General features: G+C 58.1%; 16 protein-coding genes. 7 read left to right on the forward strand and 9 right to left on the reverse strand.

Features of this window, described 5'->3' with window-relative positions; genetic code table 11:
- Position 1 precedes the first annotated feature (1 nt).
- A complete protein-coding gene (locus tag ACR0JX_RS08435) occupies positions 2-1,330 on the reverse strand; it encodes an amidase (RefSeq protein WP_480543097.1) in 1,329 nt (442 codons plus the stop codon).
- Positions 1,331-1,382: 52 nt separating this feature from the next.
- Here ACR0JX_RS08435 and ACR0JX_RS08440 point away from each other — a divergent pair, with 52 nt between their 5' ends.
- On the forward strand, positions 1,383-2,645 hold the full coding sequence (locus ACR0JX_RS08440; RefSeq protein WP_480543099.1) for an FAD-dependent monooxygenase: 1,263 nt from the start codon (positions 1,383-1,385) through the stop codon (positions 2,643-2,645).
- Here ACR0JX_RS08440 and ACR0JX_RS08445 read toward each other — a convergent pair.
- The 6 genes from ACR0JX_RS08445 to ACR0JX_RS08470 form a co-directional block, all read right to left on the reverse strand.
- Positions 2,642-2,827, reverse strand: a complete 186-nt coding sequence (locus ACR0JX_RS08445; protein WP_480543101.1) for a Trm112 family protein — start codon at positions 2,825-2,827, stop codon at positions 2,642-2,644. The genes ACR0JX_RS08440 and ACR0JX_RS08445 overlap by 4 nt on opposite strands.
- Positions 2,824-3,465 (reverse strand): LON peptidase substrate-binding domain-containing protein, encoded by a 642-nt coding sequence (locus ACR0JX_RS08450; protein ID WP_480543103.1) that lies wholly within the window; start codon positions 3,463-3,465, stop codon positions 2,824-2,826. Before ACR0JX_RS08450 ends, ACR0JX_RS08445 begins: the two co-directional genes overlap by 4 nt.
- A gap of 27 nt (positions 3,466-3,492) precedes the next feature.
- Complete coding sequence (trxA, locus tag ACR0JX_RS08455) at positions 3,493-4,410, reverse strand: thioredoxin (protein WP_480543105.1); 918 nt, start codon at positions 4,408-4,410, stop codon at positions 3,493-3,495.
- A gap of 76 nt (positions 4,411-4,486) precedes the next feature.
- Positions 4,487-5,275, reverse strand: a complete 789-nt coding sequence (locus ACR0JX_RS08460; RefSeq protein WP_480543107.1) for an exodeoxyribonuclease III — start codon at positions 5,273-5,275, stop codon at positions 4,487-4,489.
- Between the two features lie 131 nt (positions 5,276-5,406).
- Entirely contained in the window at positions 5,407-6,021 is a 615-nt protein-coding gene (locus ACR0JX_RS08465; RefSeq protein ID WP_480543109.1) for a hypothetical protein, read from the reverse strand.
- A gap of 234 nt (positions 6,022-6,255) precedes the next feature.
- Positions 6,256-6,942, reverse strand: coding sequence for a response regulator transcription factor (locus ACR0JX_RS08470; protein WP_170533404.1), 687 nt, complete (start codon positions 6,940-6,942; stop codon positions 6,256-6,258).
- A 160-nt stretch (positions 6,943-7,102) separates the two neighbouring features.
- Here ACR0JX_RS08470 and ribA point away from each other — a divergent pair, with 160 nt between their 5' ends.
- Both ribA and ACR0JX_RS08480 read left to right on the forward strand, forming a co-directional pair.
- A complete protein-coding gene (gene ribA / locus ACR0JX_RS08475) occupies positions 7,103-8,197 on the forward strand; it encodes a GTP cyclohydrolase II (protein ID WP_480543111.1) in 1,095 nt (364 codons plus the stop codon).
- Positions 8,194-8,694: a L,D-transpeptidase family protein gene (locus ACR0JX_RS08480; protein WP_480543113.1), complete on the forward strand. Its 501-nt coding sequence runs from the start codon at positions 8,194-8,196 to the stop codon at positions 8,692-8,694. The genes ribA and ACR0JX_RS08480 overlap by 4 nt, the downstream gene beginning before the upstream one ends.
- On the opposite strand, the gene ACR0JX_RS08485 is transcribed toward ACR0JX_RS08480, so the two are convergent.
- Together ACR0JX_RS08485 and ACR0JX_RS08490 are read right to left on the reverse strand one after the other, a co-directional pair.
- The gene (locus ACR0JX_RS08485; RefSeq protein WP_480543115.1) at positions 8,678-9,337 is read right to left on the reverse strand and encodes a YggS family pyridoxal phosphate-dependent enzyme; all 660 of its coding nucleotides are present in this window, start codon (positions 9,335-9,337) and stop codon (positions 8,678-8,680) included. The two genes, ACR0JX_RS08480 and ACR0JX_RS08485, sit on opposite strands and share 17 nt — an antisense overlap.
- A 105-nt stretch (positions 9,338-9,442) precedes the next feature.
- Positions 9,443-10,411 (reverse strand): porin, encoded by a 969-nt coding sequence (locus tag ACR0JX_RS08490; protein ID WP_480543116.1) that lies wholly within the window; start codon positions 10,409-10,411, stop codon positions 9,443-9,445.
- 282 nt (positions 10,412-10,693) lie between these two features.
- Here ACR0JX_RS08490 and ACR0JX_RS08495 point away from each other — a divergent pair, with 282 nt between their 5' ends.
- From ACR0JX_RS08495 to holA, 4 genes are all read left to right on the forward strand, one after another.
- The gene (locus ACR0JX_RS08495) at positions 10,694-11,182 is read left to right on the forward strand and encodes a DUF3576 domain-containing protein (protein WP_170533418.1); all 489 of its coding nucleotides are present in this window, start codon (positions 10,694-10,696) and stop codon (positions 11,180-11,182) included.
- Between the two features lie 72 nt (positions 11,183-11,254).
- Positions 11,255-13,807 carry a leucine--tRNA ligase gene (gene leuS / locus ACR0JX_RS08500; RefSeq protein ID WP_480543118.1) on the forward strand — a complete coding sequence of 851 codons (2,553 nt, stop codon included), beginning with the start codon at positions 11,255-11,257 and terminating at the stop codon, positions 13,805-13,807.
- A gap of 19 nt (positions 13,808-13,826) precedes the next feature.
- Complete coding sequence (gene lptE, locus ACR0JX_RS08505) at positions 13,827-14,297, forward strand: LPS assembly lipoprotein LptE (protein WP_480543120.1); 471 nt, start codon at positions 13,827-13,829, stop codon at positions 14,295-14,297.
- Positions 14,294-15,322, forward strand: coding sequence for a DNA polymerase III subunit delta (holA, locus tag ACR0JX_RS08510; RefSeq protein WP_480543122.1), 1,029 nt, complete (start codon positions 14,294-14,296; stop codon positions 15,320-15,322). Before lptE ends, holA begins: the two co-directional genes overlap by 4 nt.
- The last annotated feature ends 11 nt before the right edge of the window (positions 15,323-15,333 follow it).

The raw sequence follows: 15,333 nt of genomic DNA on the forward strand, positions 1-15,333 counted from the left end.
TTCAGGCCAAAGCAGATTCGGCGGCTGATCCCAGCCGCAGCAGGGCCTCTTCGGACCCTGGGTAGCCCAGCATCATCACCCCGCAACCCGGTGTTCCGGTGGGCAGCGTCAGGGCGGCCAGACCCATCAAGTTGCCGATGCGGGTGTTGCGAAGGGCCAGCAGATTCTCGGTTACGTAGTAGTCGTGGTCGCTCATCAACCGGTCCAGATTGGGCGGCAGAATAGGCGCTGTGGGGGCTAGGACCGCATCGAATTCGGCAGTGACCGCATCCCATGCGGCGCGGCAGGCTTTGAGCTTGGACCAAGCCGCGACATAATCCGGCCCGGAATGGGCCTGCCCCATGCGGAATCGTTCGAGTATCTCGGGATACATCGCATCGGGATTGGCTTCGATCACGTCTTTCCACAGGCCGTAGGCTTCGGTGGTATAAAGCACTCCCGACAGACCCATCGCATCGTTCAACTCGAGCACCTCAAGCGAAACAATCTCGGCTCCGGCATCGGCTAGGCGTTGTAACGCCCCCTCATAAGCTTTGCGCGGTTCATCCCGCAGGTCATCTTTGGCCACGTTTTGAAGATCAGCAAAGCGGCGTCCAACCAGTGACGCACCGCGCAGATCAGCGGGCGCGCCGCCCTCGAGCAAGGCCAGCATATGCGCTGCATCCTCGACCGACCGCGCCAGTGGACCGACAGTGTCGAAGCGCAAGCACAATGGCACAGTCCCTTCCAGGCTGACCCGCCCCGCGGTGGTTTTCAGCCCCACCAGATTGTTCCACGCCGACGGAATGCGAACAGACCCGCCCGTATCCGATCCGATCCCGCAGGCCGCCAACCCCCAGGCCACAGAGGCCGCTGCACCCGAAGATGAGCCGCCCGGCACAGCCTCTTCATCATCAACGCAAGGCGGAGTGCCAGTGATCGGGTTCAGACCAAGCCCGGAAAAGGCAAGCTCACTCATATGGGTTTTGCCCAGACAAACCGTACCCATCGCGGTGGCGTTGTGCACAACCACGGCGTCTGCTTCGGGCACACGGCCTTGCAACAGGGCGGATCCCGCCTCGGTCCCGATACCGGCGGTATCGAACAGGTCCTTCCAACTGATCGGAACGCCATCCAGCAGGGATCGGCGCAATCCCAAGGCGACGCGGTCCTTTGCAGCCTTCGCCTCGGCCCGTGCGCGATCATGGGTGACGCGCGCATAGATACGATCACGATGCGGATGGGCGTCAATGGCGGCTAGGTAGGTTTCGGTCAGCTCGACCGGGTCGATCTGCCCCATGCCAATACCTCGACCCAGATCACAGGCTGTCATCGTCAACCATTCCTGCATCACCGCGCTCCTTCTTTTTTGACTGAACCGGACGGTAGCGACAGGACCGCACATGGACAATCCCGAAAGGGCGCGCATAGTGCAGGGCATGACACGAGGCTCGAACATTCTGATCGTTGGCGGAGGGCTAAATGGCTCCGCCTTGGCCCTGGCACTGGCTCAAACCGGTCATTCGATTACGGTGATTGATGCACTGGCCGAAAAGACACGTAAGAATGCGGCTTTTGACGGGCGGTCTTATGCATTGGCGCTGGCGTCTCAGCGGTTGCTGGACGCAATCGGGATATGGGATCGTATCGCCGAACACGCCCAGCCAATGCTTGAGATCAAAGTGACGGACGGGCATGCGGGTGCAGGCCCATCGCCCTTTTTCATGCATTTCGACCATGCCGAGATTGAAGAAGGCCCGATGGGATACATGGTCGAGGATCGCCACCTGCGCCGCGCGTTTCTGGACGCGATGGCCGAGGACGAGCGCATCACTCTGATCAACGGCAAAACCGTTGTAGCGCAGGAAACGGGTGTGGGCGGGGCCGTTTTGACGCTGGATGACGGCACCACAATCGCAGGTCAGTTGCTGGTCGGCTGTGACGGTCGCCGCAGCGGTACGGCGGCGCGGGCAGGGATCAAGCGCACCGGATGGGACTATGGCCAAACCGCACTTGTTTGCGCGATTGAACATGAGTTGCCGCATCACGGCATCGCGCATCAGTTCTTCATGCCCCCAGGCCCCCTGGCCATTCTACCGCTAATCGGCAACCGCAGTTCGATTGTCTGGAGCGAACGGACAGAGACCGCGCATCAAATCAACGCCTTACCTGAGGCTGAGTATCTACAAGCACTACGCCCTAGGTTCGGTGATTTCCTGGGCGATATACGCCTGCAGGGCGACCGCTTCACCTATCCGCTGAACCTGACCATCGCCAATTCTTTCATCGCCGATCATCTGGCTTTGGTCGGAGACGCCGCACATGGGATGCACCCGATTGCCGGGCAGGGTCTGAACGCCGGTCTGCGTGACGTGGGCGCGCTGGCCGAAGTGCTGACACTGGCCGGGCGGCGGGGTGAAGAGATCGGCTCAACCCTCGTGCTGCAGCGGTATCAGGAATGGCGGCGGTTCGATACCGCCTCACTCGCCATGGCGACGGATGTGTTCAACAGGCTGTTTTCGAACGACAATCCGCTGCTTCGGCTTGGACGGGATATCGGGATGGGGATCGTTGGCTCACTGCCCGGATTCCGCCGCGGTTTCGTACGCGAAGCCGCTGGGCTGACCGGGGACCTGCCGAAGCTTCTGCAGGGTCGCGCGATTTAGTCCAGCTGACGCGCCTCATCGACTAACATCACAGGAATGCCATTTCGGATCGGAAAGGCCATGCCGGCAGCTTTGGATACGAGTTCCTGTTTTTCGGCATCATAGTGCAAGGTGGTCTGTGTCTGAGGGCAAACAAGCGCCTCAAGCATATGGCGGTCAAAGGCGTTCGCGGAATCGCTCATTGCAAAGTTTCCTCATTTGATCCGCCGCGCATGGCGAATTCAATCAGTGTCACCAAGGTCTCGCGTCGGGTCCGCAGGCACGGGGCCTCAAGCAGGGCTTGTTTATCTTCCGGTTCAAAATCCATCAGCATCGATAGGGAATTCACCAAAAGCTCATCATCCGCATCCTTGAGCGAATCCCAATCGGTCGACAACTGACGGGAGTCAAAGAACCGTTCCAACAAGTTCAGGAACCGGGTTCGGTCGAACCCGTCATCCTTCTCGGATTTCCCAAGATCGCGGTCAAACCCCTCCCAGGATACTTCGCAGCGTCGATAGGGCGTGAACCCCTCAATCTCTGATTTTATTCGGAACCGGGACACCCCGGTCAGGGTGATCAGATAGCGCCCGTCTTCTGTTTCGGAAAACTGGGTAACTCGCCCCGCACATCCGATCCGATGCAGCTTTTTCTCATCATTTAAAGACGGGTTTGGCTGAACCATCGCGATCAGCCGTTCCTTGGTCTTCAGCGCATCGTCCAGCATCTGCAGGTAACGCGGCTCAAAGATATGCAGCGGCAGGCGAGATCGGGGCAGCAACAGCGCCCCGGGCAATGGAAAAACGGATACCGTTTCCGGCAGGTCAGCGGGATGCATCATGTATCCGAGTGTAGCTCTGATCTGGAATTAGGCAAATATCATCGAGCTGAGCTTGCGCCGCCCGTTCAGAACAATCGGATCATTGGGCTTGAGCGCATCGAAGATCGTGAACAGCTGCGTCTTGGCCGCCGCCTCATTCCACTCACGGTCTCGACGGAACAGTTCCAGCAATTGTGCCACGGCGTCTTCGACATCCCCATTGGCGTGCAGAGCCTGCGCCAGATCGAAACGCGCCTGATGGTTGTCAGGCTCAGCCTCGACCGTTGCCGTCAGTTCAGCCACCGGCCCGGCGTCTGCGGCCTGCTTCGCCAGCTCAAGCTGCGCATGGGCCGCTTCCAACTCGGGCGCGCTGGAGATTTCTGCAGGGGCACCGTTCAGGATCGCCTCGGCCTGTTCCAGATCGTCGGATGCGATATGCGCCCGCACCAAGCCGCCATAGGCCGCAGCATGGTTGGGGTCTTCACCCAGAATGGCCGCGAAAGTCTGCGCCGCATCAACAGCCGCGCCTTCGGCCAGCATCTCTTCGGCGGCCTGAGCGGCATCCTCTAATTGCCCACCTGGGCTTTCGCCACCTGCCGCTTCGATAACCCTGTCCACAAAGGCCTTGATCTCGGACCCCGGCACAGCCCCTTGAAACCCATCAACAGGCTGACCCTTAAAGAACGCGTAAACGGTTGGGATCGACTGAATACGCATTTGCGACGCGATCATCTGCGCCTCATCCACGTTGATCTTGACCATCTTCACCGCGCCCTTGGCGGCGGTCACGGCCTCTTCCAGCAGCGGTCCCAGCGTCTTGCACGGACCACACCACGGCGCCCAGAAATCCACAATCACTGGGGTTTCCTGCGACGCCTCGACCACATCGGCCATAAACGTCGCCTCAGATCCATCCTTGATCAGATCGGTGGCGGCGGTGCTGTCTGAGCTGTTCAGAAGGTCCATGGCAAATACTCTTTCGTTCAAACTTGCGCCCTATATGCAACCGCTTGGCACGGAAACCAAGGGCCGAGTTGCACAGTTACAGATCGAAACTGGCAAAGACCGGGGCGTGATCGCTGGGTTTCTCCCACCCGCGCGCGTCGCGCAGAATGCGGCTGGAATGGCCAGCATTCGAAATATCCGGCGTGGCCCAGACGTGATCCAGCCGCCGCCCCTTGTCTGCCGCATCCCAATCCCGCGCGCGGTAAGACCACCAGCTGTAAAGCTGCCCTTCGGGGATATCCTGCCGCGTGATATCAATCCAACCGCCTGCATCCTGCGTCTCGGCCAGTTGCTCGACCTCGATCGGGGTATGAGAGACAACCTTAAGCAGTTGCTTGTGCGACCAGACATCATCTTCGCGCGGGGCAATGTTCAGATCGCCAACCAAGATGGATTTTTCAGGCTTTTTCGCATGGAACCAGTCGCGCATGTCGGTGAGGTAATCGAGCTTTTGCCCGAACTTCTCATTCACCTCACGATCCGGCACATCCCCGCCCGCCGGGACATAGAAGTTGTGGATCGTCACTCCGTTCTCCAACCGCCCCGCGATGTGGCGGGCATGGCCGAGACCGGCAAAATCCTTGTCGCCCACTTCCTCCATCGGGATGCGCGACAGGATGGCAACGCCATTGTAGCCCTTCTGCCCTCGCGCCACCATGTGGGTATACCCCAGTTCCGCAAAGCCTTCGGTCGGGATTTTCTCGACCGGAGACTTGCATTCCTGCAAACACAGCACATCCGGAGCCTCTTCCTGCAGCAATTTCAGCACGATAGGCTCACGCAAACGGACCGAGTTGATGTTCCAGGTGGCAAGGGTGAAGGGCATGGGTTGGGATTCCTCTGTCGCGATTGGGCGAAGGTTAGCGTGGTGTGGGATGGGGTGCTATCGAAAAACGTGCCAAAAACCTCAGGCCGATATATGACAGCTATGCGGACAAAGCTGGCATTTGCGAAGGCCTATCGGTTTCGCTCCCTAATAGCTCGGATCGCTGCGCTACGGGCGCTCTCCCAGTGGTCTGACATGGTTGGTTTGGAGCGGATCAATTCAATTGATTGCCCATCGCCGTACCAGCGAAGCGCGCACATGACTGTGCCAACGTCGGCCTCGTTCTTGACCGCCACCAATACCCGATGCAGAAACTCACGCACCATTGCAGTGCTCTGAGAACGAAATTTGCTCGATCCAAACACATTGAGCACGCTTGCAGTTTTGACGGACATCTCAAGGTCAGTTTCGACCGACGATATCTCAGGTTCGGCAATCTTGAGGAGCGTTGTAAGCGCCTGATCCGAAGGAATATCTTCCAAGAAACTGAACACAAGGGGTCGTATCACTTTAACATCAGCTAGCAAAATGATCCCGTCAAATCCACTGATGCAATAGGTGGAAACTATCTCTGACCATGTGGCCAAGGGGGCATCGGGAAAACACGGATGGTGCTTCCAGCCGTACTGCATGGTCAATTCTCTTAGCAAAACGCCGTTCTCAGGCGATGGCTTCTTCGCCAATCGAGTAATGTCTTCGACTTCTACGAGACCTTTCTTCGCTTTTGCCTTCAATGAACTAATCAAGTGACTTCTCCCGTATTTGAAACAGAAGAGTTACCTAGCGAGCTGAATACAATCAAGGAACGGTCGATCAGGGCTCAAAGCAGGCGTCGCACAAACCTAGCCTAAAAAAAGCCGGGCCATCAGGCCCGGCAGTCCAACAGGGAGGTACATGTCATAACCCGGACATGTGCGGGATGGGAGTAACCTAATTATGAGCACAGAGTATCACTTTGATCCAAGTCAATCCATAGGCGATCAAGACACTAATCGATATCCACCCGATTCTGTGACCAAAAGGCGCGCATTGGACGGATCGGGCTCGATTTTCTGACGCAGGCGATAGATGTGCGTTTCCAGCGTATGGGTCGTGACACCCGCGTTATAGCCCCAGACCTCATGCAACAGCACATCGCGTGCGACAACCCCATCGGTCGAGCGGTACAAGAATTTTAGGATGTTGGTCTCTTTCTCGGTCAGACGGATTTTCCGGTCTTCCTCGGTGATCAGCATCTTCATCGCGGGCTTGAACGTATACGGCCCCAGTACAAATACGGCGTCCTCAGATTGTTCATGCTGACGCAGCTGCGCGCGGATACGGGCCAGCAGGACCGGGAATTTGAAGGGTTTCGAGACATAATCATTGGCGCCAGCATCCAGGCCCAGGATAGTGTCGGCGTCGCTGTCATGGCCAGTCAGCATCAGGATCGGGCTTTTGACGCCCTGTTTGCGCATCAGGCGGCACAGCTCTCGCCCATCGGTATCAGGCAGGCCGACATCCAGAATGACCAGATCGTAAATCGCTTCGCGGGCCCGCTCCATCGCTGACGCACCGTCCGAGGCTTCGAAGACGTCAAAGTCCTCGGTCATCACCAACTGCTCACTAAGCGCTTCGCGCAGGTCTTCGTCGTCATCCACCAGCAGGATTTTCTTGAGCTGAGCCATCTGCGGTCCTCCTAAGCCTTTTCCATCACTTGCGTTTGGAATATGCAATCAGCAAGCTTTGCTGCAATCGTCTCACGCCTTCGTGTCGGACGCAGCGGAAATGTTTCACTTTTCCGGGTGAAACCGGTAGTAATTCGCTGGATTTTGTAAGGTATCATCGATGAGTCTCAGCCCTGACATGACCGAATTGCTGGCCCGCGCGCGGGCCGATTTGCGCATGGGCGTGCCGGTGGCACTGACCGATGATAGCGGGTTTTGCGTGTTGGCTGCGTCGACCGAGACGCTCAGCCCCCAACGGCTGGCCGATCTGCGCAAGCTTGGCGGCACGCCTGTCGTTGCGATCACCGGTCGGCGTGCTGAGACACTCAAGGCGCGGGCCTATGACGGCGATCTGGCGCGGGTTCTGGTTCCTGCGGACGCAGATATCGGTTGGGTGCAGGCCGTTGCTGACCCGTCGGACGACCTGAACGCGCCCATGAAAGGCCCGCTGATGACCGAGCGGCAGGGCAGTGCCAATCTGCATCGCATCGCCATTGCGCTGACCAAATCGGCGCGCCTGTTGCCCGCTGCGGTGGTCGTTTCCGTCGAAAATGGCCGATCCTTCGCGGCTGAGCGCGGGCTGACTTGCATCGATCACGCGCGCGCAGCGCCGCATTTGGCAGAACGCAGCGCTTTGCACGAAATCGTCGCCGCGCGCCTGCCTATGGAGGTGTCCGAAGCCGGGCGGTTGCATGTTTTCCGTCCTGAAGACGGGGGCGAAGAACACTACGCCGTTGAAATTGGACGCCCGGATCGCAGCAAGCCAGTCCTCGCCCGTCTGCATTCGGCCTGTTTCACTGGTGACCTGATGGGCAGTCTTAAATGTGATTGCGGTCCTCAACTGCGCGGGGCTCTGGCGCAAATGGGGGATGAAGGCGCTGGCGTATTGCTTTACCTGAATCAGGAAGGTCGCGGGATTGGGCTGGCCAACAAGATGCGCGCCTATTTCCTTCAGGATCAGGGGTTTGACACGGTTGAGGCCAACCATCGGCTGGGCTTTGAGGATGATGAACGGGATTTCCGTCTGGGCTCGGACATCCTGAAATCGCTGGGCTTCAGCTCGGTTCGACTGTTGACGAACAACCCTGCCAAGATCGCTATGATGGAAAAAACCGGCATCGCTGTAACCGAGCGAGTACCGCTGAAGGTCGGTGAGACTGCGCATAACCGAGGCTATCTGGCCACCAAGGCTGCGAAGTCCGGGCATCTGCTTTGACACCTGGTGATCTGGTCCTGACCCCGCGCGGGGTCCGGTTTATGGGACGCGTGTTTCCCTGTTCCATCGGAAAAGGAGGGCTCAGCAACGCAAAGCGCGAAGGCGACGGCGCGACGCCAACCGGAATACATCGCATCGTAGGAATGCTCTATCGCCCTGATCGCATCTCACCGCCCGCCGGATGGGCCCAGCCCATTGGCCCGTGGGATCTGTGGTCAGATGATGTATCGGATGACAACTATAACTCTCTGGTGACCGCGCCATATGGGTTTAGTCATGAGAGACTGCACCGCGCGGATCCGCAGTATGATCTGGTTTTGATCACCGACTGGAACTGGCCAAATGCGGTGCCGGGTTCCGGGTCAGCCATTTTTATCCATCAATGGCGCAGACCCGGATATCCAACGGAAGGATGCATTGCCTTTCGGCGTGATCACCTGCGCTGGATTGCCCGCCGTATCATACCCGGCATGCGTTTGATCATCCCTGAGGTTTGACACGCTCGCCAAAAATGGCCGAACCAACACGTATGTGGGTGGCACCCAGTGCGATGGCCTGTTCAAAATCACCGCTCATCCCCATCGACAGGCCCGTCAAACCATTTCGCTTGGCGATTTTGGCAAGAAGAGAAAAATGTAGTGCGGGTTCTTCTTCGATTGGCGGAATACACATCAGGCCTTGGATAGGTAGATCAAGCGCACGGCATTCGGCTACAAAACTATCCGCCTCTAGCGGCAAAATCCCTGCCTTTTGCTCTTCTTCACCGGTATTGACTTGAATGAAAAGCGCGGGGCAGCTTCCGATCTCCTGCGCCAGTCGTGCCAAGGTATTGGCCAGCTTCGGGCGATCAACCGAATGGATGGCGTTGCATAACTCCATCGCCTGACGCGCCTTGTTGGTTTGCAGCGGGCCGATAAGGTGCAGATCAATTCCTTCGAATTGTTCCTTGAACATCAGCCACTTACCCGCTGCCTCCTGCACTCGGTTCTCACCGAAGCAACGATGGCCCTGCTCTAGTACGGCTTGCACCCGCTCATTCGGCTGCACCTTGGAAACAGCGATCAGCTTGACCGACCCTGGATCGCGCCCGGCTTTGGATTCGGCACTGGCGATGCGGGTGGTGATGTCTTGCAGCGACATGGTGTTCCTTGAATCTGCTTTCTGAGGCGACAGAACACCATGTGGCGACAAAAGAAAAGGGCGGGTCCGAAGACCCGCCCTGAGAACTTTGTGGTTCAGATCAACTTAGAAGTTGAACTGGGCACCGAAGTCAGCACGCAGCTGACCGTCCGCGTCACCAGTTTTGATGTCGCCGATACCACCGCGCAGCGATGCACCGCCACCCAGGTCATAGATAGCGCCGATACCGATGTTGCGGGTATCGTCGTCAGCCGAACCGTCACCGTAAGCGGCGGTCAGGGTCAGAGCCGCACCAACATTGTATGCGGCCGAGAAGCCCCATGCAGTGCCGTTTTCAGCATCGTTTGCAACGTCATCGTCTGCGACGAACAGAGTACCCGAGAAGTCACCAAATTCTGCGCCCAGGGTCAGAACGGTCAGGGTGCTCTTCTCACCACCAGCCGGAGCATCGGTCTGACCGTAGGCCAGTGCTGCGGTGATGTTGTTGAAGGTGTAGGTCGCGCTCAGGTCCCAACGGTCAATGCCGCTCAGGGTGGTGTCGCCACCAACGTTGCCAACGTTCTGGTCGTACGACGCGCCAAACGCGAAGTCACCAACTGCGTACTGGAAGAACACAGCGTTTGCGCCCGCGCCAGTCGACGAGTAGGCCAGGAAGTCATAGTCAACGCCCGAGTACTGGCCGATGAATGTTTCCAGACCAGGCTCGTTACCGTAGTAGTTTGCCAGGTTGTCGAACGAGCCGGCAACGTTGCCCGCGTCAACACGCAGACCACCGAAGATGACCGAGAAGCGCGCGCCGTTCAGGCCAGCTGCGTTTGCTTCACCGTTGTCGGAGTCTTCGTCAGCCTGCACACGAACACGACCTTCGAAGCGTACGCCGCCGTCGGTTTCAACGATGCCATCGATGTTCAGACGGAAGCGCGAGACCAGGATGGTGTCACTCACGTTGGCGTCGGTGGAACGGTCTTCCAGGTATCCAATACCGAAACGACCGTAGCCGCCGAACTTAACTTCTGCTGCTGCAACGCCTGCGGTCGCGATCAGCGCCGTCGTTGCAAAGAGAACTTTTTTCATCTTGTTTCCCTCGGTTTCAAAGATTTATCTACTCGACACATGCCTAGCACATGTCTCAGCACGGACATCGTTTCGCTCTTTTTGCCCCCTTTGCGCAAGCTTGGCCTAAACAACGCGCTGTCATTGACAAAATATTGGTGCAAGGATGCCACAGTCATCTTCTCGTCCTGCTGCCCAACTGCACACTCAATAAATACCAAAGAATAGGGTTGTTGCGCACAGGGACCTTAGTTAGGAGTATCCCCTGACGATGACAGCGAGTGAAAACAGGACCTGCTTACGATGCGTGTGCCTACGATTTTGGGTTTGATTGCAACAATAGCCGCCGTTTCGGCCTGTGGCCCGAATCGAAGCGCCGCGCCAAACCCCGTTTATAGCAACACCGATAGCAGCCGGTCTTCTGAGCGCGAATTGAACGACCCTGAACGCACGTCAATCTGGGATGTGTTTGATCGCGGCAATGCCGAGCAGACAACCAATGTGAATCGTTATCTTTGGTCCGCCTCGCTGGATGTTCTTAGCTTTCTTCCAGTTCAGGAGGTCGATCCTTTCACAGGCGTGATCGTAACGGGGTATGGCACCCCTCCGGGCGGCGGACGCTCCTATCGGGCGACTGTGCATATCAGTGACCCGGCCCTTGCTGCGCGGTCTTTATCGGTCGCCTTGCAAAGCAGCGGCGGCGCGCCTGTTAGCGATGCGACCGCGCGCGCGGTTGAGGATGCGATCCTGTCCCGCGCCCGTCAGCTGCGCATTGCAGACAGTAAGTTCTAGCAACCCGACGAAATACACTCTAATACCACGCCGGGTTCTGACCCGGCGTTTTCATTCACGAAGGACCGCATGATGTCGCGCTATTCGGCCAACGAAATCGAAGCAAAATGGCAAGAGGCCTGGGACAAGGCCGGGATCTTCACGGCAAGCAGCAAGGCAGACAAGCCGAAATACTATGTGCTTGAGATGTTTCCTTATCCGTCCGGGCGCATTCACATGGGTCATGTGCGTAACTATACGATGGGCGACGTGATCGCGCGGCACAAGCTGGCAACCGGCCATAACGTATTGCATCCAATGGGTTGGGACGCATTCGGAATGCCCGCAGAAAACGCGGCAATGGCAATCGGCGGTCACCCGAAAGATTGGACATACAGCAACATCGCCGACATGCGCGGACAGATGAAACCTCTGGGCCTGTCCATCGACTGGTCCCGAGAATTCGCCACCTGTGACCCCGAATACTACGGTCAGCAGCAGGCCTTGTTCTTGGATATGCTTGAGGCCGGGCTGGTCTATCGCAAGAACGCAGTGGTGAACTGGGACCCGGTCGACATGACCGTTTTGGCCAATGAGCAGGTGGAAAACGGGCGCGGCTGGCGTTCGGGCGCATTGGTGGAACGGCGAGAGCTGACCCAGTGGTTCTTTAAGATCAGTGACTATTCCGAAGAATTGCTTGAGGCGCTGGATACCCTCGACAACTGGCCCGCCAAGGTCCGCCTTATGCAGGAAAACTGGATCGGCAAGTCGCGCGGCATCGAAATCCCGTTTGAGCGCACAGATGGCGGTGAGCCCATCATCTGCTACTCGACCCGCCCGGATACGCTGCGGGGTGCAAGTTTCATTGCAGTCTCGCCGGAACATCCTTTGTCGCGCCAACTGGCAGAAAACAGCCCCGAAGCTGCTGAGTTCATCGCCGAATGTCGCAAGATGGACACCACCGAAGCGGCCATGGAAAAGGCCGAGAAAAAGGGCATCGATACCGGTATCTCCGTGCGTCATCCCGTCTGGCCGGATCAGGAACTTCCGGTTTGGATCGGCAACTTTGTCATGATGGACTATGGCACGGGCGCGGTTTACGCCTGTCCAGCGCACGACCAGCGTGACTTGGATTTTGCCCGCAAGTACCAGCTTCCCGTTGTGCCTGCGTTCCATATGCCAGGTGATGAATCCGAGATCGAAACCGAGGCGCTGGTGCCCCAGAAATCCGAGAAAGTCGTTTATATCGACCACTTTGCCGGTCTGGGCGAATCCACCAGCCAGGACGGGATCGACAAAACAATCGACTGGTTCGAACAGCGGAATTTGGGCAAAGCGCAGGTCAAATTCCGTCTGCGCGACTGGGGCCTCAGCCGTCAACGCTATTGGGGTTGCCCGATTCCCGTGGTTCATTGCGAGAAATGCGGCACAGTTCCCGAGAAGAAAGAGAACCTGCCGATCGAACTGCCTTATGATGATGGCAACGGCAAACCCATCGACTTTTCTATCCCCGGCAACCCGCTGGATCGCCACCCCAACTGGCGCGATACCCCTTGCCCTGCCTGCGGCGCTCCAGCCAAGCGCGAAACCGACACGATGGACACGTTTGTCGATTCGTCCTGGTACTATGCCCGTTTCACAGCCCCGCATGCCGAAACACCCACAGATTTGGCCGAGGCCGAGTACTGGATGAATGTCGACCAGTATATTGGCGGGATTGAGCATGCGATTCTGCATCTGCTCTATTCCCGTTTCTTTGCGCGGGCGATGCAGATCACCGGTCATCTGCCGAAAAAGGCTATCGAGCCGTTCGATGCGCTGTTCACCCAAGGCATGGTGACGCACGAAATTTACCAGACCCGCGACGCCAAGGGCCGCCCGGTCTATCACCTGCCCGAGGACGTGACCGACGGCAAACTGGCCGACGGCACCGAGGTCGAGATCATCCCCTCGGCCAAAATGTCGAAGTCAAAGAAGAACGTGGTCGATCCGGTCAGCATCATCTCGGCCTTTGGCGCCGATACCGCACGCTGGTTTGTTCTGTCCGATTCTCCGCCTGAACGGGACGTGGAATGGACCGCATCCGGGGCCGAGGCCGCCTTTAAGCACCTCAGCCGCGTGCACCGCATTGCGTCTGAGATCGCAGCGTCGGATATCCCGGCCAATGACGAGGATGAGACCCTTCTGCGCGAGATGCACAAAGCGATCCATGATGTATCTGGCGGGGTCGAATCCTTTGGCTTCAACGCCTCTATCGCTAAGCTTTATGCGTTCACCAATACGCTTGCCAAATCCAAAGCAGGGTCAGATGCCAAACGCCAGGCAGCGAAGATATTGGCACAGTTGATGTCGCCGATGACGCCGCACCTGTCCGAGGAGCTCTGGCAACTGTTGGGAGGTGAAGGGCTGGTGGCAACTGCGTCATGGCCAGAGGCGGATGAGGCGATGCTGGTGGATGATACCGTCACCCTGCCCATTCAAATCAACGGCAAGCGCCGCGCAGAAATCAGCGTTCCGAAGGATATGCCCAAGGACGAGGTTGAAAAAATCGCGCTTAGCACCGAAGCTGTCGAAAGGGCGCTGGATGGTGCTGCACCGAAGAAAATCATCGTTGTTCCGGGTCGGATCGTGAATGTCGTCGTTTGATCGCAGAAGAGTTCTACTGATGCCACTGGCTGCCTGCCTTGCCGGGTCTGCCTGCGGATTTGAACCTGTTTACGCCCCAGGTGGGTCTGGTTCCGAACTGTTTGGCCGGGTCGAGCTATCGGCTCCGAACACGGTTGATAGTTTTCTTCTGGTTGAAAACCTTGAACAAAAACTGGGCCGCAGCGCCACATCCGGCAAGGATTACAAGCTAAACGTTCAGGTTGCGACCAACATTCAAGCCGCTGCGATCACGACAACCAACGAAACCAACCGCTATACCATCAACGGCCGGGCAGAGTTTTCGCTTCGATCCAACGAAACAGGTCAGATCATGGCGTCGGGTACGGTTACCGATTTTGTGGGCTATTCGGCTGCAGGTTCGACCGTTTCCACACTGGCGGATGAGCGGGATGCGAAACGGCGACTGATGTCGATTCTATCGGATCAGATCGTCAATCGCCTTTATGCCACGCCGGACCTGACCGCATGAAGCTGAGCCCGCGTGAGGCGGACGGCTATTTTGCCAAGCCAGATGCGGACAAAACCGGGCTGCTGATCTACGGTGCCGATGCCATGCGGGTGGCGCTGAAGCGCCAGCAGGTGCTGGCGGCCCTGCTTGGGGCAAATGCCGAAGAGGAAATGCGCCTGACCCGGATGCCGGGCAGCGACCTGCGCGGCGATCCTGCGCTGTTGCTAGATGCGGTCAAGGCAGTGGGCTTCTTTCCGGGCCCACGCGCGGTATTTGTGGAAGAGACCACCGATACTGCCGCGCCGTCGATTTTGGCGGCGCTCGAGGATTGGGCGCCCGGTGATGCGCAGATCATCGTCACCGCGGGTCAGCTGAAACCCAGCTCGAAAATCCGCAAGGCCTTTGAGGCGCATCCGCAGGCCTATGCGGTTGGTATCTACGATGATCCCCCCTCGCGGGCCGAGGTAGAGCGGGTTCTGACCCAAGCCGGGCTACGCAACATTCCGCGCGATCCGATGTCAGCACTCAGTGAACTGGCCGTCAGCCTCAGCCCAGGTGACTTCGCTCAAACCATTGAAAAGCTGTCACTTTACAAGCGCGGCGATGACACAGAACTGAGCATGGACGACATCGAAGCCTGCGCGCCCCGCTCGACCGAGGCGGCGCTGGACGATGTCCTGAACGTTGTTGCCGAAGGACGCGCCGGAGAAATCGGGCCGCTCATCCGACGCTTGCAGGCACAAGGCACCAACGGGGTAACGCTTTGCATTGGTGCGACCCGGCATTTTCGCACACTTTATGCCTGCGCCTCAGATCCCGGTGGTGCAGCACAAGGCATCGGCAAGCTGCGGCCTCCGGTCTATGGCAAACGGCGCGACCGCATTCTGCGTCAGGCGCAGGGATGGGGCGCGCCAAAACTACAAACGGCACTGACGGTACTCACAGATACCGACCTGTCCCTGCGATCTGCCGGCCAAACCGCCCCCGCGATGGCATTGGTCGAACGCGCAATGATCCGATTGGCGATGCTGGCGCGGTCACGCTGACCCCGCGTATG

This window comes from Ruegeria sp. AH7 (assembly GCF_056541325.1).

Bases quoted from the DNA above. Each gene is read 5' to 3' on its own strand.
- ACR0JX_RS08460 (WP_480543107.1), bottom strand. From the start codon at position 5,275: ATGCCCTTCACCCTTGCCACCTGGAACATCAACTCGGTCCGTTTGCGT.
- ACR0JX_RS08440 (WP_480543099.1), top strand. From the start codon at position 1,383: ATGGACAATCCCGAAAGGGCGCGCATAGTGCAGGGCATGACACGAGGC.
- ribA (WP_480543111.1), top strand. From the start codon at position 7,103: ATGAGTCTCAGCCCTGACATGACCGAATTGCTGGCCCGCGCGCGGGCC.
- ACR0JX_RS08435 (WP_480543097.1), bottom strand. From the start codon at position 1,330: ATGCAGGAATGGTTGACGATGACAGCCTGTGATCTGGGTCGAGGTATT.
- ACR0JX_RS08495 (WP_170533418.1), top strand. From the start codon at position 10,694: ATGCGTGTGCCTACGATTTTGGGTTTGATTGCAACAATAGCCGCCGTT.
- holA (WP_480543122.1), top strand. From the start codon at position 14,294: ATGAAGCTGAGCCCGCGTGAGGCGGACGGCTATTTTGCCAAGCCAGAT.
- leuS (WP_480543118.1), top strand. From the start codon at position 11,255: ATGTCGCGCTATTCGGCCAACGAAATCGAAGCAAAATGGCAAGAGGCC.
- trxA (WP_480543105.1), bottom strand. From the start codon at position 4,410: ATGGACCTTCTGAACAGCTCAGACAGCACCGCCGCCACCGATCTGATC.
- ACR0JX_RS08445 (WP_480543101.1), bottom strand. From the start codon at position 2,827: ATGAGCGATTCCGCGAACGCCTTTGACCGCCATATGCTTGAGGCGCTT.
- ACR0JX_RS08450 (WP_480543103.1), bottom strand. From the start codon at position 3,465: ATGATGCATCCCGCTGACCTGCCGGAAACGGTATCCGTTTTTCCATTG.
- ACR0JX_RS08490 (WP_480543116.1), bottom strand. From the start codon at position 10,411: ATGAAAAAAGTTCTCTTTGCAACGACGGCGCTGATCGCGACCGCAGGC.
- ACR0JX_RS08485 (WP_480543115.1), bottom strand. From the start codon at position 9,337: ATGTCGCTGCAAGACATCACCACCCGCATCGCCAGTGCCGAATCCAAA.
- lptE (WP_480543120.1), top strand. From the start codon at position 13,827: ATGCCACTGGCTGCCTGCCTTGCCGGGTCTGCCTGCGGATTTGAACCT.
- ACR0JX_RS08470 (WP_170533404.1), bottom strand. From the start codon at position 6,942: ATGGCTCAGCTCAAGAAAATCCTGCTGGTGGATGACGACGAAGACCTG.